This window comes from Micromonospora sp. LOL_013, assembly GCF_048060315.1.
Taxonomy (GTDB): domain Bacteria; phylum Actinomycetota; class Actinomycetes; order Mycobacteriales; family Micromonosporaceae; genus Micromonospora_E.
In genome coordinates this window covers 18,192-40,885 of sequence record NZ_JBHMIQ010000018.1, presented here as the reverse complement: position 1 = coordinate 40,885, position 22,694 = coordinate 18,192, and the positions used below count along the sequence as shown (strand labels likewise).

Annotated in this window: 18 protein-coding genes, 2 tRNA genes and 1 pseudogene; 10 read left to right on the top strand and 11 right to left on the bottom strand. The window is 69.8% G+C overall.

The features are described 5' to 3' along the window. Positions 1-7: 7 nt before the first annotated feature. Complete coding sequence (locus ACFHWS_RS13865; RefSeq protein ID WP_416554644.1) at positions 8-472, bottom strand: DoxX family protein; 465 nt, start codon at positions 470-472, stop codon at positions 8-10. A 172-nt stretch (positions 473-644) separates the two neighbouring features. Here ACFHWS_RS13865 and ACFHWS_RS13860 point away from each other — a divergent pair, with 172 nt between their 5' ends. Then, positions 645-2,309 carry a copper resistance CopC/CopD family protein gene (locus ACFHWS_RS13860; protein WP_416554780.1) on the top strand — a complete coding sequence of 555 codons (1,665 nt, stop codon included), beginning with the start codon at positions 645-647 and terminating at the stop codon, positions 2,307-2,309. A 13-nt stretch (positions 2,310-2,322) separates the two neighbouring features. Further along, on the top strand, positions 2,323-3,144 hold the full coding sequence (locus tag ACFHWS_RS13855) for a YcnI family protein (RefSeq protein WP_416568312.1): 822 nt from the start codon (positions 2,323-2,325) through the stop codon (positions 3,142-3,144). Here the strand turns inward: ACFHWS_RS13855 and ACFHWS_RS13850 are convergent. Next, entirely contained in the window at positions 3,098-4,390 is a 1,293-nt protein-coding gene (locus ACFHWS_RS13850) for a glycosyltransferase family 87 protein (RefSeq protein WP_416554640.1), read from the bottom strand. The two genes, ACFHWS_RS13855 and ACFHWS_RS13850, sit on opposite strands and share 47 nt — an antisense overlap. 72 nt (positions 4,391-4,462) lie before the next feature. Between ACFHWS_RS13850 and orn the strand changes: the two genes are divergently transcribed. Both orn and ACFHWS_RS13840 read left to right on the top strand, forming a co-directional pair. Further along, positions 4,463-5,053 (top strand): oligoribonuclease, encoded by a 591-nt coding sequence (gene orn, locus ACFHWS_RS13845; RefSeq protein ID WP_416554638.1) that lies wholly within the window; start codon positions 4,463-4,465, stop codon positions 5,051-5,053. A gap of 131 nt (positions 5,054-5,184) precedes the next feature. Further along, positions 5,185-5,260: transfer RNA gene (locus ACFHWS_RS13840), tRNA-His, on the top strand. Between the two features lie 74 nt (positions 5,261-5,334). On the opposite strand, the gene ACFHWS_RS13835 is transcribed toward ACFHWS_RS13840, so the two are convergent. Both ACFHWS_RS13835 and ACFHWS_RS13830 read right to left on the bottom strand, forming a co-directional pair. Next, a complete protein-coding gene (locus tag ACFHWS_RS13835) occupies positions 5,335-6,651 on the bottom strand; it encodes an Ig-like domain-containing protein (RefSeq protein WP_416554636.1) in 1,317 nt (438 codons plus the stop codon). Between the two features lie 222 nt (positions 6,652-6,873). Beyond that, a complete protein-coding gene (locus ACFHWS_RS13830; protein ID WP_416568311.1) occupies positions 6,874-8,154 on the bottom strand; it encodes an Ig-like domain-containing protein in 1,281 nt (426 codons plus the stop codon). A gap of 186 nt (positions 8,155-8,340) precedes the next feature. Between ACFHWS_RS13830 and ACFHWS_RS13825 the strand changes: the two genes are divergently transcribed. Then, positions 8,341-8,416: transfer RNA gene (locus tag ACFHWS_RS13825), tRNA-Lys, on the top strand. 143 nt (positions 8,417-8,559) lie between these two features. Here ACFHWS_RS13825 and ACFHWS_RS13820 read toward each other — a convergent pair. Then, entirely contained in the window at positions 8,560-8,730 is a 171-nt protein-coding gene (locus tag ACFHWS_RS13820) for a hypothetical protein (RefSeq protein WP_416568310.1), read from the bottom strand. Between the two features lie 892 nt (positions 8,731-9,622). Between ACFHWS_RS13820 and ACFHWS_RS13815 the strand changes: the two genes are divergently transcribed. Beyond that, positions 9,623-10,966, top strand: a complete 1,344-nt coding sequence (locus ACFHWS_RS13815; RefSeq protein ID WP_416568309.1) for a hypothetical protein — start codon at positions 9,623-9,625, stop codon at positions 10,964-10,966. Continuing rightward, on the top strand, positions 10,930-11,898 hold the full coding sequence (locus tag ACFHWS_RS13810) for a phosphotransferase (protein WP_416568308.1): 969 nt from the start codon (positions 10,930-10,932) through the stop codon (positions 11,896-11,898). Before ACFHWS_RS13815 ends, ACFHWS_RS13810 begins: the two co-directional genes overlap by 37 nt. 191 nt (positions 11,899-12,089) lie before the next feature. On the opposite strand, the gene ACFHWS_RS13805 is transcribed toward ACFHWS_RS13810, so the two are convergent. After that, positions 12,090-12,746 (bottom strand): HAD family hydrolase, encoded by a 657-nt coding sequence (locus ACFHWS_RS13805; protein WP_416568307.1) that lies wholly within the window; start codon positions 12,744-12,746, stop codon positions 12,090-12,092. Between the two features lie 67 nt (positions 12,747-12,813). Between ACFHWS_RS13805 and ACFHWS_RS13800 the strand changes: the two are divergent. After that, a pseudogene (locus ACFHWS_RS13800) lies at positions 12,814-13,245 on the top strand (NUDIX hydrolase); the annotation flags it as partial. A 187-nt stretch (positions 13,246-13,432) separates the two neighbouring features. Here the strand turns inward: ACFHWS_RS13800 and ACFHWS_RS13795 are convergent. Both ACFHWS_RS13795 and ACFHWS_RS13790 read right to left on the bottom strand, forming a co-directional pair. Beyond that, a complete protein-coding gene (locus ACFHWS_RS13795) occupies positions 13,433-17,047 on the bottom strand; it encodes a caspase, EACC1-associated type (protein ID WP_416568306.1) in 3,615 nt (1,204 codons plus the stop codon). After that, positions 17,047-17,424 carry a hypothetical protein gene (locus tag ACFHWS_RS13790; RefSeq protein ID WP_416554608.1) on the bottom strand — a complete coding sequence of 126 codons (378 nt, stop codon included), beginning with the start codon at positions 17,422-17,424 and terminating at the stop codon, positions 17,047-17,049. The genes ACFHWS_RS13795 and ACFHWS_RS13790 overlap by 1 nt, the downstream gene beginning before the upstream one ends. Before the next feature lie 248 nt (positions 17,425-17,672). On the opposite strand from ACFHWS_RS13790, the gene ACFHWS_RS13785 reads away from it, so the two are divergent. Further along, positions 17,673-18,650 (top strand): trypsin-like serine peptidase, encoded by a 978-nt coding sequence (locus ACFHWS_RS13785; protein WP_416568305.1) that lies wholly within the window; start codon positions 17,673-17,675, stop codon positions 18,648-18,650. A gap of 295 nt (positions 18,651-18,945) precedes the next feature. After that, on the top strand, positions 18,946-19,251 hold the full coding sequence (locus ACFHWS_RS13780; RefSeq protein WP_416554604.1) for a carboxypeptidase-like regulatory domain-containing protein: 306 nt from the start codon (positions 18,946-18,948) through the stop codon (positions 19,249-19,251). A 45-nt stretch (positions 19,252-19,296) separates the two neighbouring features. Here ACFHWS_RS13780 and ACFHWS_RS13775 read toward each other — a convergent pair whose 3' ends face one another. Genes ACFHWS_RS13775 through ACFHWS_RS13765 form a run of 3 tightly spaced genes read right to left on the bottom strand, consistent with a single transcriptional unit; the run spans position 19,297 to position 22,650 of the window. Continuing rightward, positions 19,297-20,649 carry an MFS transporter gene (locus ACFHWS_RS13775; RefSeq protein ID WP_416554602.1) on the bottom strand — a complete coding sequence of 451 codons (1,353 nt, stop codon included), beginning with the start codon at positions 20,647-20,649 and terminating at the stop codon, positions 19,297-19,299. Positions 20,650-20,677: 28 nt separating this feature from the next. After that, complete coding sequence (locus ACFHWS_RS13770; RefSeq protein WP_416554600.1) at positions 20,678-21,880, bottom strand: cytochrome P450 family protein; 1,203 nt, start codon at positions 21,878-21,880, stop codon at positions 20,678-20,680. A 47-nt stretch (positions 21,881-21,927) separates the two neighbouring features. Beyond that, positions 21,928-22,650, bottom strand: coding sequence for a DUF5825 family protein (locus ACFHWS_RS13765; protein ID WP_416554598.1), 723 nt, complete (start codon positions 22,648-22,650; stop codon positions 21,928-21,930). Between the last annotated feature and the right edge of the window lie 44 nt (positions 22,651-22,694).

The following is a 22,694-nucleotide window of genomic DNA, read 5'->3' as shown; positions in this document are numbered from 1 at the left end:
AAGATGACTATCTGTTGCTGTTTACCCACGAATCTGTCGACAGTGCCGTGCGCGGCCACCAGACCAAAAACCCGGCGAGCGCCAGGAAGGCAAGGTCGCGGGCGATCTCCGGGCCGTAGGCAGGGGTCTGCCCGGCGGCCAGTTCACCGCCGACGCCGAAGCAGCCGCAGTCGATCCGCAGCCCGCGCACCCACGCGGAGGTGATGCCGGCGATGAAGACGACCAGCAGGCCGGCTGAGACGACCGCGCAGAGCCGGGTGGCCAGCCCGATCAGCAGCAGCACCCCGAGCGCCAGTTCGACGAAGGGCAGCGCGGCGCCGATCACCATCGCCAGGTCGTACGCAAAGACCTGGTAGGCGTTGACAGCCCGGCCGGACCCGGCCAGGTCGGTGACCTTCGACCCGCCGGCGAACAACCAGACGGCGGCCAGCCCGAGGCGGACAGCGGCACCGACCCAGGGTTGTACCCTCATGTCTGTTAGTCGCTGCGCACCCGGTGCCGAGTTCCACGGCGACGCGCCAACAAACCGGAAAATCCGATGTCGTACGTCACATCGGGCATCGCTGGAACTTCGACTTCCGCCCAGCCGACCAACCACCAATGAGGGGAGGCCGGGTCGCGCGGACCCAGGTGGACCGGCGAGCATATTCCCCATGACTGCCGCAACGAATAGATGGACGTCGCGCATCGCGGCTATGGCCGGCCTGCTGCTGGCGGCGCTGCCCGTGGTCCTGCTACCCGCCGCCGCGCCGGCCAGCGCGCACGCCGTCCTGGTCAGCACCAGCCCGGTGACCGACTCGGTGCTGCCGAACGCCCCGGCCGAAGTGGTGCTGACCTTCTCCGAATCGGTGCGGCAGGTCCCCGACCGGGTACGGGTGATCGCCCCGGACGGGCAGCGGGTCGACCAGGGCGAGCCGGTCTTCGACGGCGCGGTGGTCACCGTCGGCGTCGAACAGCAGACGTCGCGCGGCACCTACCTGGTCAGCTACCGGGTGATCTCCGCCGACGGACACCCGGTCAGCGGCGGCTTCACCTACTCGGTTGGCGCGCCGTCGGCGGTGCCCACCGACGACGGCGGCGCCGACACCGATCCGCTGGTCAGCGGGCTGCTCCAGGCGGCCAAGTTCGTCGGGTACGCCGGACTGCTGCTGATCGTCGGCCCGGTGCTGGTGCTGAGCATGCTCTGGCCGCGCCGGCTGGCCCGTGGCGGGCCGGGCCGCCTGACCTGGGCCGGGCTGGGACTCGTCGCGGCGGCCACCCTGGCCACCATCTGGCTGCAGGCCCCGTACGTCACCGGCGGCGGGATCGGCGACGCCGACGGCGCGGCGCTACGCGACGTCCTCGGCAGCGGGATCGGCGCCGCGTTGCTGGTCCGGCTCGGGGTGCTGGCCGCCACGGCGGTGCTGCTGCGGCCGTTCCTGGCCGGCTCGGAAGGCCGCAGTGACCAGATCCTGCTCGGCGTCCTGGCCGTCATCGGGGTGTTCACCTGGCCACTGGCCGGTCACCCGAGCGCCTCGCCGGTGCCGGCCGTCTCCGTCGTCATCGACGCCGTACACCTCAGCTCGATGGCGGTCTGGCTCGGCGGTCTGGCGATGCTCACGGTGTTCCTGCTCCGGCAGGCCGAGGAGCGGGAACTCGCCGCGATCCTGCCGATCTGGTCGCGCTGGGCGGCGTTGGCGGTCTGTGCCCTGCTGCTGGCCGGTACGGTGCAGGCGCTGATCGAGGTGGGCACGCTCGAGGCGCTGTTCGGCACCACGTACGGCCGGTTGCTGCTGGCCAAGATCGGCCTGTTCGGGCTGGTCCTCGCGGTGGCGGCGTACTCGCGGCAGCTGGTGCGCAATCGCAGCGCCGCCGGCCGTCCCGGCCGGATGCGGCAGGCGGTCGTCGCCGAACTGGCCGTCACCGCCGTGGTGCTGGCGGTCACCGCGGTGCTGGTGCAGACCACGCCGGCCCGGACCGCCATCGGCGAGGACCTGCGGGCCGGCAACGGCTACTTTTCCACCACGCTGAACAGTGACATCTACTCGCTGCAGGTGGAGGTGGACCCGGCCCGGCGGGGCAACAACTCGGTCCACCTGTACGCCTACACCGAGGAGAACCGGCCGCAGCCGGTGATCGAGTGGCAGGCCACGGCGGCGTTGCCGGCCAGCGGGGTCGAGCCGATCGAGATCCCGCTGCTGCCGCTGACCGACAACCACGCCACCGGTGAGATCAGCCTGCCGGCTGCGGGAGACTGGGAGCTGCGGATCACCGTCCGGATCTCCGACATCGATCAGGCGACCGTGACCACCACGGTGGAGATCAACTAGAAAGGGCTACTTCATGCTCCGTCACCGACGCACACCGGCCCGCGCCGCGGCGCTTACCGGTGCGGCCGTCCTCGTCGGCGTCCTCGGCCTGGCCACCCCAGCGGCCGCGCACATCACGGTGTACCCGTCGCAGGCCACCGTCGGCGACTACGCCCGCCTCGACTTCCAGGTGCCGAACGAGAGCGACGAACACAGCACGACCAAGGTCGAAGTGGTGATGCCGGAGGACACGCCGATTGCCTCGGTGTCGCTGGCCCGGGTGCCCGGCTGGACCGTCGAGGTGCAGACAGCGCCGGTCGATCCGCCGCTGGAGGTTCACGGTGCCCAGGTGACTGAGGCGGTGTCCCGGGTCGTGTGGACCGCCGAGACCCCGGAAGCCAGCGTGCAGCCGGGCGAGTTCCTGGACCTTCCGATCCGGATGGGTCCGCTGCCGGAGGCCGATCAACTGGTCTTCAAGTCGCTGCAGACCTACTCCGACGGCACCGTGGTGCGTTGGATCGAAGTGCCGGTGCCCGGCGAGGAGGAGCCGGCCACCCCGGCCAGCGTGCTCACGTTGACCCCGGCTGATGAGGACAGCCCGGCCGTCGGCGGTGGTCAGGAACAGGTCGACGACCAGGCGCCGGCCGACGACACCGCCACCGGCGAAAGCGACACCGGCGGCAACGGTGCCGCGCTCGGGGTGGGGATCGCCGGGTTGCTCGCCGGCCTCGGCGGGTTGGCACTCGGCGGGCTGGCGTTCGCCCGGACCCGCCGCCCGACGCCAGCTGCGGCAACTGCCCCAGCGGCCGCTACCCGCCCGGAGCCGACGTCGGGTAGCGGCGGATCGGCAGACTGACCAGCAGCAGCGCAACCGCCAGCACGTACAGGTTGCGCAACACGAAGGTGGCCGGATCGTCGGTCGGCACCTTCGCGTGCCCCCAGTCGATCAGTGACACGACACCGACGACCAGCGCTGCGAAGATGGCCGCCGCCAACGCCACCAACGCCGCCGGTCCGGCGGCCCGGACTCCGCTCCGGGCCGCCGCCGGCTGCGGCCCGGCGGCGACCAGCGGGCGGTCCGGCAGCGCCGCGTCGAGGAGCACGATCAGCGCCGGGACGAACCAGTAGACGTGGTGCGGCCAGGTGATCGGTGCGATCAGCGCGGCCACCAGGCCGGTCAGGGTCAGCCCGGCCAGCTCGTCGCCGGCCCGTACCGCGCGGGCCGCGCGCCACAGCCCGTAGCCGGCGGCGACGGCCACCAGCACCAGCCAGACCAGCCGGTCCGGCTCGGCCGGAGCGGCCAGCCGGGCGAGTAGCCCTTGCAGCGACTGGTTGCCGGTGTAGTCGCTGCGCCCCACCCGGTCGGTGCTCCACAGCTCGGTGAGCCAGAACCGCCACGACTCCGTCGGGGCGACCGCTGCGGCGAGCCCGGTGGCGGCCGCCGCCGCCAGGCAGGACACCCCCGCCGCCCGCCACCGCCGGGTGACCAGCAGGTAGACGATGAAGATCCCCGGGAACAGCTTGATCGCCGTCGCCAGGCCGACGCCGACGCCGGCCCATCGGGACCGCTTCGGTACGGCGAACAGCAGGTCGGCCAGGATCAGCACGACCAGCAGCATGTTGATCTGCCCGAGGAAGATCGTCTCCCGGGTCGGCTCGATCAGCACCACCAGCGGTACCGCCAGACCGGCCAGCCACCAGCGCGGCAGGCCGCGCCGGCGGGCGATCGGCGTGACCAGCCAGACCGTGGTGACCACCACCGCCAGCAGCGTGCCGACGGTGAACACAGCGGCGGCGGTCCCGGCGCCCACCGCCGCGAACGGGCGCAGCAGCAGCGCGGTGAACGGGGGATAGGTGAAGTAGAGCTGGCCCTGCACCACGTCGGGCTGAACGTAGTCGTAGAGCGGGTTGCCGTCGGCCCACCAGCGCATCGCGCTGAGGTAGATCTTCAGGTCGTAGAAGTCGTGCCGGTTGCCGTACCAGAGAAGGGCGGCGACCACGGCGGCGCTGAGCGCGACGACGACGGTGACCCGGCGCGGCGTGCGGGATCTGTCGTCAACGGGACGCGGCGCGGAGCCGCCCGGGAGGGTGTCGGCGGGCACGCCCGCGAGCCTAGCGGGGACCGCCGCCGGTGACCTGGCCGGCCGCTGGACGGTGCCGCGTAGGCTGTCCGCGTGGCGGATCTTCTTGTCTGGATCGACTGTGAGATGACCGGGCTCGACCTCGGCAGGGACGCGTTGATAGAGGTGGCCGCGTTGGTCACCGACTCGGACCTCAACGTGCTCGGTGACGGCGTCGACCTGGTGATCCATGCCGACGAGGAGACGCTGGCCGGGATGCCGGACGTGGTGCGGGAGATGCACGCCAAGTCCGGGCTGACCGAGGAGGTGCGGCGCTCGGCGGTCACCCTCGCCGAGGCGCAGGACCGGGTGCTGGAGTACGTGACCAGCTTCGTACAGGAGCCGAGGACCGCGCCGCTGTGCGGCAACTCGATCGCCACCGACCGGGGGTTCATCGCCCGCGACATGCCGCGACTCGACTCCTACCTGCATTACCGCATGATCGACGTCTCGTCGATCAAGGAGTTGTGCCGCCGGTGGTACCCCCGGGTCTATTTCGGGCAGCCGGCCAAGGGGCTGTCGCACCGGGCGCTGGCCGACATCCGGGAGAGCATCCGGGAGCTGGAGTACTACCGGCGGTCGATCTTCGTGCCGTTGCCCGGCCCGGACGTCGACGCGGCCAAGGCGATCGCCGCCGGCCTCTGACCGTCGCCGAACGACCGGCCGGTGGGCGGCGGCCGGGGGCCGGCCCGGCGGAACCCGCTCGACGTGATGCCCGCCGGTAGGGCTATCATTGGTCGGCACCCCACGCGGCAGTCCGCCGGGTGTGGTTCTTGGTGGCTGTAGCTCAGCAGGTAGAGCACCGGGTTGTGGTCCCGGGTGTCGAGGGTTCAAGTCCCTTCAGTCACCCCATACCGAAGCGCCCGGCCAGGATCAGATCCTGGCCGGGCGCTTTTGCTCGGTACCCGTTCCCGGGCGGGGACGGGTCAGGCCGGCGGGTCCGAGCTGGTCCCGGACCCGCCGGCGGCACCGCCCGGCGTCGACTCCGACTCGGTCGACTCGGTCGATCCGGGCTCGTACGGCAGGGCGCTGCCTTCGACGAGCTCGTCCCAGCTGAGGTTCCACACCGTCCAACCGTTGCCGTTGGCGAGCTGAACCTCGGTGCCCTTGACCGTGACCGGGTCACCGACCCTGGTCTGGTTGAACAGCCACTTGGCGTTGTCCGTCGACATGTTGACGCAGCCGTGTGACACGTTGCGTACCCCCTGGTCGGCCACCGACCACGGGGCGGCGTGGATGAACTCGCCACCCCAGGTCAGCCGCTGGGCGTACTCGATGTCCGTCCGGTAGCCCTCCTCCGGACCCAGCTCCTCGTACGTGTCGAAGACGGTCTCCTTCAGCTTCTCCATGACGATCATGGTGCCGCTGGAGGAGGGCGTCTTCGGCTTGCCGAGACTGACCGGGATCTCCTTGATCGTCTCGCCGTCCTTGGTGACCACCATCGTCTTGCTGGCGTTGTCCACTGTCATCACCAGCGCCGCGCCGACCTCGGCGTCCACGGCCAGGTCGTTGCGGCCGTACCAGCCGTCGCCCATCGGCAGGCCACCGGTCTGCGCCTTGTAGAACAGCTGGGTGCCGGCCTGCCAGAACTCGCGTGGCCGGAACTGGACCTCGGTAGGGCTCACCCAGTACCAGATGCCCTCCTGGGCGGGCTCGGTCTCGACGCTCAGCCGTCGCTGCACGTCGTCGCGGTAGTCCTGCGGGATCTCCCGGCTGAACCGCAGAATCAGTGGCATCGCGACGCCGACCACGTTGCCGTCGCCCAGGAAGCTGGACACCCGTACCTGGTTGCCCGGCTGGGCCATGGTCCGGAAGTTGTGGCTGGTCACGGTGGTCTCGCCGTCGTCGCCGGTCACCGTCACCGTCGCGGTGTACGCGGCGTCGTACTCCAACTGCCCGTTCGGCAGGAAGAAGGTGCCGTCGGCGTCGACCTCGCCCGGCACCGGGTTGCCGTCGGCGTCGGTCAACTCCACCGTGGTCTGCGCCGCCTCGGTGGTGGTGAACGTGATCGCCGTCGACGCGGGCACGTCGGTGGCGTCGGCGGCCGGCTCGGTGATCGTCGCTCGGGCCTGCGGGCTCGGGTCGGCTTCCGTACCGCCCTGCCAGGTGGGGGCGTCGCCGGCGCCGGTGCAGGCACCGGTGAGCGCGAGCGCGGCGGCGAGCGCGACGGCCGTGACAACCCGCGGTATGGGCGGTCGCGCCCGCCCGGTGCGCGGCTCTACCTGAAAGCAGCTGACTCGCATGATCCCCTCACGAAGTTCGGTCCCCGAATCCCATCGTCCATCAAAGACGCATTGGGGCAACTCCCGGGTTCGTGCCCCAACGTACGCAACAACGACACGGCTGACCGATATTCCCCGGATCGTCCGGTCCGCTCGGTCAGCCGTGTCTCATTCGTCCGTAGTTGGCAGTTATTCAGATGTCAAACTGTGCCCGCCTGACGTGGACCGGAAACGCATCGATCGTCATCCGGACGTCGCTGTCGGTACCGGCGCCGGCGTCGTCGGTGCCGGCGAACCAGCCCCTGCCGGCTGTAGATCGGCCGGCACTGGCAACGCACTACCTTTGACGAACTCGTCCCAGGTGAGGTTCCAGGCGGTCCAGCCGTTGCCGTCCGTCAGCTCCCGCTCGGTGCCCTTGACCGTGATCGGATCACCGACCTTGGTCTGGTTGAACAGCCACTCGGCGTTGGCCATCGACAAGTTGACACAACCGTGTGACACGTTGCGTACCCCCTGGTCGCCGACCGACCACGGGGCGGCGTGGATGAACTCGCCACCCCAGGTGATCCGCTGGGCGAACGAGATGTCCGTCCGGTAGCCCTCCTCCGGTCCCAACTCGGCGAAAGTGTCGAAAACGGTCTGTTCCTGCTTGTCCATCACCACCATGGTGCCGCTCGACGACGGCGTACTCGGCTTGCCGAGACTGACCGGCATCTGCTTGACCAGCTTGTCGTCCTTGAACATCGACAGCTGCTTGGTGGCGTTGTCGACCTCCACGGTCACCTTCTCGCCGATTTTCGCGGTGGCGCCCCGGTCCATGTCTCCGTACCGGCCGTCACCGGTCGGGTGACCGTCCAGCGCGATCCGAGTGGTCAACGTCGTGCCAGCCTGCCAAAAATCCGGAGCCCGGTAGAACGCCTGGGTACCGTTGGACACCCAGTACCAGGTGCCCGGCTGCGGCGGGTCGGTCTTGACGAACATCCGCTTCTGTACGCTGGCCCGCTCCTGCTCGGGGATGCCGGGGGAGAACTCGACCACCACTGGCATTGCCACCCCGTACGTCCGTCCGTCGAACAGGTAGAGGCCGGTGCCGGTCTGCGACCCGGATCTACCCATCGTGGTGAACGACGTGGTCTTGGTCTCCTCCTCCCCGGTGCTGCTGGTCGCGACGACAGTCGCCGTATACTTCTTCTGATTCTTGAGTGGTTTGTCCGGCACCCAGGCGGTGCCGTCCTCCCGCATACTGCCGCTGACCTCGCCGCCACCGTCCTCGACGAGGCTCACCGAGGTGACCTCCCCGCCGCTGACCGTGGTGCCGATCTCCGTGCTGATCGGCAGGTTCTTCGCGTCCGCCTTCGGTGCGATGGCGAACTCGAACGGCTCCGGCGAGGGTGTCGGACTCGCCGTGGCCACCTGGCCACTGACGAACCGTGGCGTTTTGCCCGATCCACACCCTGCCAGTGCCGCCGGTGCGATGACTGCCAGTGTCACCGCGACCGACCAACCCCTCCTGACCTTGTGCATGCCAGTCCCCGTTCCTTGTTCCGTCCCTGCCGACATCGTGCATCACCCGCCATGCCCTTCGTGCCTGATCCGGAAGGGTGCCAGATCCGCGCACGTGGGCAGGTCCGCCGGACAGACGGCTCGTTGCCGGCAACTGGTTGGAAGCTGGACGGCCGGACATGCTAGGGTTGCCCGCGTTGTCAGCGAGCGCCGCTAGCTCAACTGGCAGAGCAGCGGACTCTTAATCCGCGGGTTGTAGGTTCGAGTCCTACGCGGCGTACCAGACACAAAGGCCCCGACCAGGCGATTACCGCCCGGTCGGGGCCTTTGTCGTACGCCGTACAGGTGGCCGGGTGCTCGCCGGGCGCTCGGGAGCCGCTGGACCGGTCTGGCCGGTGCTGGACCGAGGGCACCGTTTGGGACGGTCTACCGGGTGGTGGGGGCTGGTTCGGCGGTGGCGGCTGGCGAGATGTCGGGGTGGGGCGGGTCGCAGGTGACGTATCCGTCGTAGGGGTGGATCCAGCCGTGGTCCGGGTGCAACACGATGGTGCGGGCGCACCAGCGGCAGACCACGTGCGTCGTTGAAGCGACGACCATGACGGGGCCGGCTTGTAAGTACGCGGTTGCCAGGGCGCGGATAGCGCGGCGGTGAGTAGGGCATGGCCACAACTCGCCGCAGCGGCAGTGCGCGCCGGTGTCTTCGAGGCCGTGTTCGGCGTAGAGGGCGTGGGCGGTGCGCCAGCGTTGGCCGTCTCGGCAGCCGGCTGGTGGTTTCGCGGGCGGATCGGCGAGGTCCCAGGGGAGTTTCATAGACGGTGATGCCAGGTAGATCCGGGGCGCTTGGTGGTGGTACCGGTGAGGCCGGGGGTACGTCGCGGGAGGCGCCCGTAGCGGAGGAAGACGCGCTCGGCTTCGATGCGGTCATAGCAAAGCCGGTTGGTACCGCAGGTGCTGCACTCGAGGAGATGCTTGTTCACGACCTGCTGCGCGCTGTTCAAGCGGTCCAGAGCCTCGGCGCTGAGGTAGGTCGCGGAGTTCAGCATGCGTGATGTCCAGTCACCATCGTGTCTTCAACGCTGTCCGCTGCCGTCCGTTCGACATCGGTCGAACCGGCTGGGCGCCAGCGCGCGGGGGCGGCCGCGCCGTCGGCCTGGGTCCCCGTTGCAGTAGCCATGATCAGAACCTCCTTTTAGCTGCGAATCGTCCACGCCGGAGCAGGCGCGGACCTTGTGGAACTAAGCAAACCCGGCGAGTCGGGGCGTGCCGGTTCGGTGGCCCATTCTTGGCCGGGTTCGCGGGACGTGGGGACGACGGCGCTCCGCCCTCGGACTGCCGCCGCGTTGACATGTGGAGCCGCGCCGGACCCCCACGCCGGCTTCTCGTCTGGCGGCGTCGGGACTTCCGTTGGCCCGGCAGCGGACGTTGAACGGTTTTCTGCCCGTCGCTACGGTGTGTCTACTGACAACTACGTTCACCTTTGGGAGGTGTGATGGGTGCCCGGCCGCGGATCACGCTCATGCAACGACTCATGACGGACCGGCACCTGACGCGCGAGGAGACACTCAGGGCACTGGAGAAGCGAGCGCGAGTTTTGGGCGTTCGCGACTTCACGTTGAGCCTGCGGCAGCTTGACCGGTGGCTCGGTGGCGAGGTGGGGACAGCCCCACGGCCGAGTACCTGCCGGGTCGTCGAGGCAGAGTTCGGATACGCCGTCGATCAGCTTTTGACAGTCGAACAAGACCCTCCGCACAGGGCACATCTTCAAGCGGGCCGCGACATCGCTCCCGGGGTGGTGGACGACGCCGCTCGAGGCTCGGCGAAGTTCGCGCTCTGGGCCGACTCGACCCGACTCGGGGAGCTGTCGGTGGCCTCGTTACGAGCCCGGCTGACGGCGCTGACGCACGCGTATGTCTACTCACCACTGACACCGGTCTTCGCTGACCTGGTCGACCTCCGCGATGATCTCTTCACCCTGATCCGGAACCATCCGGACCCGGTCCGGCTGCGGGAGACCTACCTGCTGGCTGGGACCACGTGCGCGGTCCTCGCCTACGCCTCGGGGGACCTCGGCGCGCCGCAAGCTGCCATGATCCAGACGCAGGCTGCGCTCGCCTGCGCTGAACGCGCGGACAGTCCGACGCTGACCGCGTGGGTCCTGGGTAACCAGGCGATGACCCAGGAGTGGTATGGCGCGGCCAGGCAGGGTGTCCGATTGGCAGGGCAGGCCACCGTTCACGCCCGCCGGGCGCTGGTGCCCGGTACCGTGCTGGTACGGCTGGCGAGCATTGAGGCGCGCGCGTACGCCAGCTTGGGCAACGCGCCGGCGGCCAGAGAAGCCCTCGACCGGGCTCGCGCGGCCAGCGACCTCAGCGCCGATCAGTACGCTGGTCATCGAGACGAGTTCGACGACATAGGCGGGATTTTGCAGTTCACCCCGGCCAAGCAGAGCTTCTACGCCGGCTCGGTCTTCCTGCGTCTCGGCGACGCCGCTGCTGCTCACGACGCATCGCTGGCCGCTATTGCCGCATACGCCAGCGGCCCGGCTGACCAGCGGTCCTATGGCGATGAAACCCTCGCCTGGGTCGACGTCGCCGCCGCCCGTGTCGCCGACTCGCTGCGCGACCTGGACGGCGCCGCTGAAGCCCTCGCTGTGGTGCATGCCCAGCCCTCGACGATGCGTATCCCGGCCCTCGTGCAGCCCTTGACCGTGCTCAAGCGTGAACTCGCAACGGCGCGCTACCAGCACACGCGACTCGCGCACCAGATGCGCGGCGCTATCGACGACCTGGTCGAGCAGTGCCGCCGGCACTCAGCCAACGAGATCAGCACATGAGCCCTGGTGCGGACCGCCACGGGCGACCGGAAAACCTCCACGCGGTCCTGGACGCTGCCTGCCTCCGGGCCGGCTACCCATCGGGCGCGCGACTGATCCGCCACTTCGCCAACGCCGTGTATCTCCTCGACGCCGTGCCAGTCGTTGCCCGAATCGGGTACGGACCTGGAGTAGTTGACAAGGCGCGCACTGCCATCAGCGTGACCCGCTGGCTGCTCGACCAGGGCTTCCCGGCGACCGCCCCCACGGAACTGCCCAGCGGGGAGGATCAGCCACTGGTTCTCGGCCCAGCCGACACTCCGACCGTTGTCAGCTTCTGGCACTACTACGCGCAGCCCGAGCACACCGGCTGGCCTGACACAGGGATCCTCGGCCGGCTCGCGGCTGCACTACACCAGGTTCCTGACCACCCGCCGTCGCTGCCGCAGTACCAGCCCCTTCGCACGCTCACGTCGACCGTTCAGGCACCCGCCGCCCGTCAGGCGTTGACCGACGACGAACACACGTGGCTCACCCGCCGTATCAAGGAACTCCGCGACGAGTATGACGGCCTGCAGTTCCCCCTCGGGCACGGCCTCATCCACGCCGACCTGTACACGGGGAACCTGCTCTGGAACGCCGGCCCGCACCGGGCTGTCCTTGGCGACTGGGACTCCGTCAGCATCGGCCCACTCGAAATCGATCTCATCCCCACCTATGCGGAGACCCGTTTCGGTGTCGACCCGGCCACCGTCGACGCCTTCACCCACGCCTACGGTCATGACCTGCGACATTGGCCCGGCTACGACACCCTCTACAACATCCGGGAGCTCAGCACCCTTACTGCGTTGATCCGGCTCGCTCCGGGCAACCCCAGGCTCAGAGGCGAGCTCGCTCACCGCTTGAACACCCTGTCCCGGGCCGACCGTTCTACTAGGTGGCAGGGGCAGTAGAGCCGTAGGTATGGCGCTGTCGCGACAGGCGTGCGTCGTCGTCACGGCAATCGCTTCCCTGCATCATTTACTCAGAGTAACTAGTTTGACACCTGGTTGCCGTCCCTGGATCATCGTTCATCGGCGAACGTAAGTAGACCGGCGGGCGGGATGTTGCGACCACAGCCGGCCGGGCCGCGCTCTCGGGATAGTCAGCGAGCTGACTCGTTGTGCTTGCGGACGAGGTCGGGCAGCTCGGCCAGCGAGTCGAGCTGAAACAGGCAACGGTCGATGACCGTCCGGTCGTCGAGGATGTGTCCCCACGGGCCGCGACGGATCAGGGCGGTCGCGATCCCCGCCTGCTGCGCCGGTCGGATGTCGTTGTCCAGCCGATCCCCGACATAGAGCACCTGGCCGGCGGGGCAACCTGCTTCGGCGACCACCCGGTCGAAGAACGCGGCGGAGGGTTTCTCCACACCCCAGCCGTCCGAGGTGCCGATGACGTCCACCGGCAGTTCGAGGGCCCGCAGGATCGTCTCCACCCGCGTCGTCTGGTTACCGGCCAGGCCGACCTGCAGCCCTGACTCACGCAGTGCCGCCAGGCACGGTCGGGCATCCGGATACAGGTCCTCCTCGGTGAAGGATTCCGGCTGCCCCGCCGCCGTCCGGCGTTGCCGCTCCTCGGCCAGGTCGAACCCCGGCCGGAACACCTGGAAGGTCTCCCGGTAGTCGAGGCCGCGCGCGATCACGGCTCCGAAGGCAGCGGAGAAGGTGTGCCGCGGGACGCCGAGCCAGTCCGCCCAGGTCCCGTACTCACGGGACTCGTCGACGATGGTCTCGCCCACGTCGAAGAACACGCTCGCGATCACCCGGCGATTGTGCCCGGCACGCCCAGCCAGAGCAACGTGCATCGCGAGTCGGACCAGCAATGCGGCGATAGGGTGCGGTACATGGGAGCCGGTGCTCGGCGGGGCAAGTGAGTGGACGATCCACGACGAGCGGGTCATCGACGACACGAGGCGTGCCGTGCTGAGCATCGCTGACGTCGAACTACCCGACGGCGTCCGGTTCGAGCAGTACGTACTCAGGTCGCCGTCCGCCGCGATGGTGATCGTCCTGGACGACGCCGACCGGGTGCTGATGATGTGGCGGCACCGGTTCATCATCGACCGGTGGGTCTGAGAGTTGCCGGGCGGCTACCTTGACCACGACGAGGACCCCGTCGTCTGTGGGGCGCGGGAGGTCGAGGAGGAGACCGGCTGGCGGCCCAGAAGCATGGAACCGCTGCTGGGATTCCAGCCTATGGTCGGCACCATCGATCAGCAGGACATCATCTACCTGTCACGAGGGGCCGACCCCACGGGCACCGTGCCTTGTTGTCGGCTGGTGGGCGACGATCACGGCGTCGGGGCGGTGAGCTATGACATGGCCAGACGAGACCAGGGCTCGGCGGCGCCGAGGGAACCCACACGGTTGTCTCAGCGCCGATTTGACGACAACGACGGTTCCCTCGACGGCCGGATCAACGTACGAACTGGAGTGGGCGGACCTGCGTTCAACTGCTCGGTCGACCATCCAGGTGACGGAGCTGCTCGGCCAGCTCCGTAGCCACCTGCTCCGGTTCGGCCAGGCAACGCCATGCGGGCACCCGGCGGCCGGTGCCGTGGTGGGCGGCGACGTCGAGGCGGGCAAGGACCTTGCGCAGGGCGCGGCCGGACGGATCGCCGGCCGGGTCGTCGACGTAGACGGCGATTTCCCGACCGGCCTGGCGGATGACGATATCGGCGGTCTGCCCGGCAACGGCGACGTCCCGTTGTACGGCGACTCCGGCCTCGAGCAGGGCACGGTGCAGCTGATCGGCGGGCCCTGGGACGGCGTCCGGCAGCGCTGTGGTCGACCTGTGGCCGAGGGCCACGGCGGTGAGCAGGCCCCGTTGGCCCGACCACCACGACCGGTCGCCGACGACGACGAGCTGGGATCGGGCCCGGGTGATGGCGACGTTCCACAGGTTCGTCTGGTGGGCGAGCCAGTCCCGGGTCCGGTCACCGATGCCGTGGGCACCGACCGGTGAGACGACCATGATGTCGCGTTCGCTGCCCTGGAACCGGTGGATGGTCGCGCAGAGCAGGTTCTCGGACAGGCCGGCGGCCTGGAGCGCGGACTTCAGGCCGCGCTGCTGCGCGGCGAGTGGCGTGACCACTCCGATGGATGCCTCCGGGAAGGCCGCGCGAAGTTCGGCCACCTCGGTCACCACCGCCGCGATCTCGACGTCGTTGCGTCCGGACCCGGTTGGTCCGTAGTTGTACGTACCCGGCACGTCGCGCCACCGTACGGCCGGTTCGGCGGGCGCGGTCAGGCGGGCCGGATCGGTCAGCACGGTGAGCCGGCCCTGGTACACCTCCCGGTTGGGGGCGTCGACGATGTCCGGGTGGCAGCGGTAGTGCTCGTCGAGCAGATAGGCCGTGCCAGCCGCTGCGGCGAACGCGTCGTACGCCGAATGGCGTGCGTAGCGCAGCCGTCGGGTGTTCAACCATCCGGTGCCGAGCCCGGCCTTGATCTGCTCGGCGAGATCGTCGGTCTCGGCAAGCTCGACGACGGGTGGCAACTGCCGGGGATCGCCGATGATCAGTGCCCGTTTGGCGCGGAACAGCATGGGCAGGATCGCCGGCACGGTGCACTGCGCGGCCTCGTCGATCACGACGAGGTCGTACATCGCCGGCTCCCGCCGCATCCATCGCACGGACAGCGCCGTGACGGCCCAGCCCGGCAGCACCCGAAGTAGCTCCGGGAAGTAGGCCCAGCTGTCTGGCCTGGCCTTGGCCATCTCGTCGGCCCGGTTCTGCAGCAGTCGGGCCCCGGACGTCACCCGCTGGGCGATCTGGGCGCGCAGTAGTTCGACGCTGCGCCGAGGCCGCTCGACGCCGATGAGTTCGGTCAACCGCCGCCACGACGTCTCGGCAGCGGGCAGCGCGTCGGCCTGTCGCCGACAGTCCCGCCACCGCAGCTCGATGACGGCACGTTCACCGAGGGCCCGGATCGCGTCCTGGTCGCCGGCGCCGTGCCGACGCATCCGCCAGCGGTACCACCAGCCGAGCCACCGGCTGTTCAGGGCACGGTCAGTGAGCCGGTACAGCCGCGCGAGCGCCGCGTCGTCGTCCGGCAGCCCGGCCGCTGCGGCATCGCGGCCGTCCCGGTGTTCGTGGCGTGGCCCCGGTCGGCGCTCGGCTGCGAGGTCGGCCAGGTCGCGTTCGAGTAGCCGCTGATCGTCCAGGCTCTGCCGCAGGCCGTTGATCTCGTCGGCGATCAGGCGGAGTTCGTACAGCGGTGTCCGATCGTCGGGCGCCTGGTGGCTCTCGGCCGACGGGTACGCGGCGATCAGGTCGGCGATGTGCTTCGGCTCCTGCAGCCGATGCTCCTTGTTCCCGGTGCGCAGCACCAGCCCGGGACCGAGCAGCTCGCCGACCCGGTCGAACACCGCGTCCACCGCCTGGTTGCTGGTGGAACCGATCAGCACACTCTGGCCGGCGGCGGTGGCGGTGGCGAGCAGCGCGGTGACCAGTTGACTCTTGCCGGTCCCCGGTGGACCCTGCGCGACGGTCAACGGCTGCGACATCGCGGCGCGGATGATCTCCTCCTGCGCCTCGTTGGCCGGAGCCAGCGCGACGGTCGCCATCGACACTGGAGCCTCCTCGCCCGGGCCCGCCGCGAGGGTTGCCAACGCCGTCCGGTCGATGAGCCGGGGATTCTTGATCATGCCCTGGAGGTCGACGACGAGCTGCTGCTGTGGCGAGGCCGTGGCGTCGACGGAGTAGAGCAGTGCGGCGTTCTGCACCCGGTCCAGTGGCCCGGGACGCGGTGGGCCGACCAGCGCAGTCGGGTCGAGGTCCGCCACCGGAGTCAGACCGAACGTCTTCATCAGCAGGTCGACGGTGGCGGTGAAGGCCGCCGGGTCACCGGGTACGAAGACCTGTCCGACCCGTTGCAGCAGTTCGTCGGACTCCACGTCGGACAGCTGCAGCAGGTCGAGCAGCGCCGGGCCGGGTCGTGGCGGGAAGGAGGCGTGCACGACCTCGTCGGTGCCCACCGTGACGTCGCAGATCAGCAGCGGCGTCCACCGTACCGGCCGCTGCCTGGCGGGTCGGACCGCGACGACCGGATAGCCGTACTGCAGCTCCTTGCCGTCGTTGCGGGCCCGGACGGCCAGCGTGGATGCCCGGCCGGTCAACCGGACCGGCGAGGCCGCCGTGAACACGGCCTCGGCACCGGCCGGTGCCGGGGCGTATGTGCTGACCGCTTGCGGGTCGATGAAGGACCGCAGGGCGGCCGAGCGCTCCATGCAGTTGACGTAGTAGGTGATCAGGCGGCGCCACTGGTCGGCGTCGAACGGGGCGTCGTCGGCGGGGCTGGTCGGGCCGGTGTCAGGTCGCACCTGGGCGGCCGCCGAGTCCGGCGCGGTGACCAGCCGGATGGGTTCGGTCACCCCCTCGCTCGATTCGACCGGCGAGTGCTGCCGACGTCGGGCCATCTCGGTCATCGCGTAACGGGCGAGGTCGTTGGTGGTGACCCAGCCGTCGGCGGATCCGCCGGCCGCGCCGCGCAACCCCTCGAGCAGCACCTCGGTGAACACCGACGGCCGATCGGGCCCTTGCGCCTTTGCCGCCTTCATGTGCGTGCTGGAGGTCAGGACGAAGGTGCCTCGTTCGCGCTTGCCCCGGCGAGGTTCCTCCCGTACGCCGCCCCGGAACCGGTGCCGTGCGGTGAAGGCTCCGGAGAAGCAACAGTCGAGCAGGACGACCTTCTGACTGGCCTTGGTGCTGTTCAGCAGATGCCGCAGGGAGCCGTCGACATCGAAGGCGGTGGCGTGCAGCTGCCCGGCGTGGGAATCCGTGGCGGTGAGAAACAGCGACTCCCGGTCCTCGTGCAGCACGCCGTGCCCGGAGTAGTACAGCAGGGCCAGGTCGTCTCTGCCGCACCGGCCGTAGAACTCCTCAACGACCTGGCGTAGGTGTGCGACCGGCCGGTCCAGTTGGGCGTCGACGGTGTCGAAGCCGCCGCTGCCGTCGAGTAGCGTCTTGAGCTGGGAGACGTCTTGGCGTACCGAGGGCAGCGCCGGGAGTCGCCGATCGGCGTGGTAACTGGCTGTGCCGAGCAGCAGCGCGTGTCGGCCCATCAGCGGTGGCCCGCTTCGATCGCGGCCCGTACCGTCTCGATCAGTTCGGCGGTCTCTCCCCGCGTGGGCTGGTCGATTGTCAACTCGACGTCGCCGACGCGGAGCTGGACGCGGCGGCCGGTGTGGCGTTGCAGGAACGCCACGATCACATCGACCAGCGACTGTACGTATGAGGGGTCGACGCTGGTCAGTACGGTGACGGCTGCCAGAGCCAGCTCCGCGATGCCCTTGCTCGCTGGATCGGGGGCGAGCGGAATGCGCCGTACGTCCCCGACCTCACGAAGATCGTTTGCCAGCTCCTCGGTGAGCTGGTCGAGAACGAAATCGTCATCGCCGGTCAGCGGTGTGAAAGTGACCTCGACACGTACCTGCGACACGCAGCCTCCTCCTGTTTCGCGACGAGAAGGCTACGGAGTCGCCGATGCGGCCGGGTGCGTCTGTCGGCTATCCGATCGTACCGTCAACCGGTCGATGCCCGCCGTCGGTGATCTCATCGACCACCGTCGAATAACTGTTGGTTCAAGGACAGAAGCCTCGCCAGTCGGGAGATGACGATGAAGATTCACCTATGGGAATGCGTCCGAGTAGAGATCACCGGACACCCACCTCATCATCGGGAGGTTCCATGGACAACAAGGCGCGCCGGACGCTCGGTGTCCTCGTCGCGACGGCGGCGTTGGCGCTGGCTGCCGCGGCGACACCCGCTGCGGCCACACCCACCAGCACCGTCGACATGGTCACCCCGGTCTCCGACACGGGCGAAACCATCAACCCGGCGATCCTCGCCGAGCGGATCGACGAGACGATGGTTCAGGCCACCCGACCGGCGGTGCGGCGCGGCGCTGACGGGACGGACCGGGCGCCCGCCGCCCAGGTCGAAGGCAGGACCGAGCCGGGCGAGATCGGCATCAGCAGCATCATCGGTACGGACAACCGTTACCAGACGACCCCGGCGGACTGGTGGCCGGCGAGCTCCACGGTCCACATCACCCGTACCTCCGGTGGGGTCACCCGGGGGCACTGCACCGGTTGGATGATCGGTGCCGACACGCTGATCACCGCCGGCCACTGCGTCTATCCCCGAAACGGCACTGCGTGGTACCCGCGCAACGAGTTCACCGTCTGGCCGGGACGCGACGGCGGTTCCACGCCGTACGGCTCGTGCAGCGTTGCCAGCCTGCACTCGGTCGCGGGCTGGGTGAACAGTTTCACCAACGGTTACGACTACGGTGCGATGAAGCTCAACTGTACGGTCGGCAACAGCACCGGGACCTTCGGGTTCATGTGGACCTCCGCCAGCCAGAATGGCACGTCGACCTACAACCGGGGCTACAGCGGGGACAAGTCCTTCGGCACCCAGTGGGCCAGCTCCGACCAGATCCGGGTGACCCAGTCCACCGAGCTGTTCTACCATCACGACACGGTCGGCGGTAACAGCGGCGGACCCGTCTACACGTATTCCGTGACCGACTGCGGCCCCTGCGCCGTGGCGGTACACGCGCATGGCCTGCACGGCAGCGGGGCGCCGAACAACAACCACAACAGCGGACCGCGGATCACCGAGCCCGTGTTCAACAACTTCATCTACTGGCGCGACCTGTAGTACGACGCATGACAGCCCTGTCCGGTGACCGCGCAACCCGGTCGCCGGGCGGGGGTCGGCGCGGCGGCGACGCCAGCAGCTCGCCACAGGTTCTTGATACTCTGTGTGATCGAACAATGGCGTGATGCGAAGACTGGCCGCGAAACGAGGACTGGCCATGAAACCAGTACGACGTTCACTTCTGTCGGTGCTGTTCGTCAGCTTGCTGATGGCGGGCTGTGCGACTGAATCGTCGCCTTCGTCCGGACCGTCGGTCCCCAACAGTCCGGACACCCCCGTCTCCGACCAGCGGGACGTGCCATCGGGGTCGCCGGGTACGGTAGCTGGTCGCGGCACGGCGATCATCGAGGTACGGAACCCGGCGGGTGAACCGCTGCCGGTGATCCCGGTGGAGGTCCGTACGGTCGACTGGCCGATGCCCGCAGGACTGTCCGAGGACATCGCCCGGATGACTGACGCGCGTGGCGAGTACATCTGGACCGATCTGCCACCGGGGGAGTACGAGTTCACCGTACGGGTTCCGGGCGAGGACGTCGCCGCGGCCCGGCGGGTGACCGTGGCGGCGGACGAGACCAGCCGGGTGCCGATGACCCTCGGCTGATCAGCATCCGGTCCGGCCCGACGTCGGCCGTGGCGCGGTCGTGGGTCAACCGTGGCGCAGCTCGCGCCGGGACAGACCGAAGCTGAACGCGGCCAGCAGCGTCGCCCCGCAGGCCAGGAAGACCGCCGTACTGCCGTACCGGTCGACCACCAGGCCGGTGGCCACCGTCGACAGTGGGAACAGGCTCAGTGCGGCGAAGACGATCGCGCTCATCACCCGGCCCAGCAGGTGCGGCGCGGTGCGCTGCTGCATGGTGGTGATCACCAGTACGTTCGTGACGGTGCTGGCCAGACCGGCCACCACCAGGGCCACCACCGCGCCGAGGTAGCCGGCGAACGGCACCGCGGCGATCGCCAGGCCGAGCACCATGCCGGCGAGCATCGCCGTCGCGCCGCGCCGGGGCAGCCCGGCCAGGCCGGCGGAGAACAGCCCACCGACCAGCGAGCCGGCGGTGAACGCGGCCAGTAGTCCACCCAGCCCGCCCGCGCCGGCCGCCAGCTCGCCGTTGCTGAGCGACGGCAGCCCGATCCGGACCATGCCGCCGACGGTCAGGTTGGCGGCGGCGGTCACCAGCAGCACGGTACGCAGCAGCACCGACCCACGCAGCAGCCGCCAGAACCCGACCGGCGGCGCGTCCGACGGCGGTGCGCCACCGTCCGGTCCCGCCCTGCCCGGTTGCGGGCTGCCGTCGTCGGCCGGCGGCGGCGGTGGCGGTGGCGGTGGCGGTGGCGGTGGCACCGTGCCCCGCGCGACGCCGCCGATCATCGCCAGGCAGACCGCCGAGACGGCGAACGTCGCCGCGTCCACGCCGAACGCCACCGCCGGGGAGAGCGCCGCCACGACGAGCCCGGCCACCCCGGGGCCGATCATCCCGGCGGTGAAACTCGCGGCGCTGTGCAGCCCGTTGCCGGCCTGCAACTGATCGGCCGGCAGCAGCCGCGGGGTGATCGCGTACGCAGCCGGCTGGAACAGGCCGGCACCCAGGCCGGTGCCGGCGACCAGCACCGCGATCACCGGTACGGACGGGTTGTCGGCGACGGCGGCCGCGACGATGCCGGCGGTGAAGACGACCCGGCTCAGGTCGGAGATCAGCATCACCCGCCAGGGCCCGATCCGGTCGGACAGGATCCCGCCCAACGGTGTCGTCGCCAGCCGGCACACTCCGTAACCGGCGACCAGCAGGCCGAGCTCGCGCCCACCGCCGCCGAGCTGGTAGACCAGGAACGGCAGAGCGACGGCGTGGAACGTGTCGCCGAACACGGACACCAGTTCGGCGGCGAACAGCAGACGGTAGCCGCGCGAGCGCAGCGGCGCGAAACTGAGCTTCGGCCGGAACCGCCGAGCCGTCGTCGCGGCCGCCGCAGTCTCAGCCGTCGAATCAGGCGCCGATTCGGTCACGGACTCAGTCACGGGGTCGGTCAAGGAGTCAGCCATCGAGGGCCACCGGCAGCGACTCCAGCCCGCGGAGCATGATCGTGTTCCGCCACGGCAGTTCGTGTTCGTCGGCGGCGAGGCTCAGCCCGGGGTATCGGTCCAGCAGGGCGCCGAGCGCCAGCTCGCCTTCGAGTTTACCGAGGAACGCGCCGAGGCAGCGGTGCAGACCGTGGCCGAACGCCAGATGCCCGGAGTCGCCCCGGTCCAGGATCAACCGGTCGGGGTCCGGGAACCGGTCCGGATCCCGGTTGGCGCCGCCGAGCGAGACGAGCACGAGTTCACCAGCGGGAATCCGTACTCCGTCGATGTCAACCTGCTCGGTGGTGAACCGCAGCGTCGCCATACTGACCGGCGACTCGTAACGCAGAAACTCGTCGATCGTGGCCGGCAGCGCCGGCCGGTTCGCCAGCAGCCAGCGGAGCTGGTCGGGGTGGCGCAGTAGGGCGAGGGTGGCGGTGCCGAGCAGGTTGACGGTGGTCTCGTGGCCGCCGATCAGCAGCAGGAAGACCATCCCGACGATCTCGTCGTCGGTCAGCTCACCGGCGTCCCGGGCGGCCAGCAGGCCGGTCAGGATATCGTCGCCGGGATGGGCCCCTCGGTGCCGCAGCTGCCCGCCGATGTAGTCGGTCATCTCACCGAGAGCGGTGGTGAAGTCCGCCGGGTCGTCACTGTGCGTGAGGATCGCCGTCGACCAGGCGCGGTACGCGGCGCGGTCCTCGGCCGGGAAGCCGAGCAGCTCACAGATGATTAGCATCGGCAGCGGGAAGGCGAAGTCCTTCACCAGGTCCACTGTCCGGCGTCCGGCGATGTCGTCGAGCAGCGACGTGGTGATCCGGTCCACCATCGGCCGCATGGCGGCCACCCGCCGGGCGGTGAACGCCGCGTGGATGAGCCGCCGCAGCCGGGTGTGGTCCGGCGGGTCGCTGTTGAGCATGTGGACGACGTCACCGCCGAGGGTGACCCCGGCCACCCGGTCGTCGGCGAGCGCCTGGGCGCGCCGGGCGTCCTGCCTGAACCGCGGATCGGCGAGCGCCGCCCGCACGTCGCGGTACCGGGCGATCACCCACATCGGCAGCCCTTCGTCGCTGTGCAGGATCGACACCGGGCCGTTGGACCGGATGCGGGCCAACGTCGGGTACGGGTCGGCGATGTACGGCACCTCGGGCTGCGTCGCCGTACCGGTCACGGTGTCCATGTCCCTCCTCGCGGAGACCGTCGGGTGAAGGGAAACCCGGGCGGTACTCATACCGCCAGCGCTGGGAACGGCCAGCGGTACGCCGGGGTCGGCAGCCACCACAGCTGCCCGGCCTGGGCCGCGATCAGCCGGGCGTCGGCCAGGTCCCGCCGAACCGGCGCGGGCACCTGCCCGGCCGGTACTCCTTCGGTCAGCTGCCCGATGGCGACCAGATGCTCCGGTTCGTCGATGGTGAACAGCTCCAGCGCACCGGCGCGGCGGTCGCGGACCTCGACGAACCCGGGCCCGCGCCGGAATACGCACTTGCCGAGGAAGAACGAGTCCCGCCAACCGCGTACCGCCTGGTCGTCGGCGCCGCTGGCGCCGCCGTCCACCCGCTCCGGTGGGAGCAGATGGTCGAACATGCCCTGTCCGGCACAGCCGTCGTGGCAGTGGGCCACCCAGTCGACCGCGATGGCGCGGGCGGTGAGCTCCCGGATCAGCACCAGGGCGCGGGCGGAGGCGACCCCGGCGTCCCGGCACAGGTCGACCGGGGCGGGCAGCCGGGCATGTCGTACGCCGGCCCGGTGCAGGTCCGCCACCAGCGGCCGCCACGCACCGGCGACCCGCCGGGTGCCGAACGACATCCCGGATACCTGGGCCGCGTCGGGCAGATAGTCGCGGGACAACGCGATCTCGATCGCATACCCGGTCGAGTCGGTCGGGCCGGTTGACCCGGGCGGGCTGCTCGGGCTGGTCTGGGTGGTGGCGTCAGCCGATGGCGACGGCATGCGGCTCCTCCTCGCTCTGCCCGGTCGTGCCGGTGCCCGGTTGC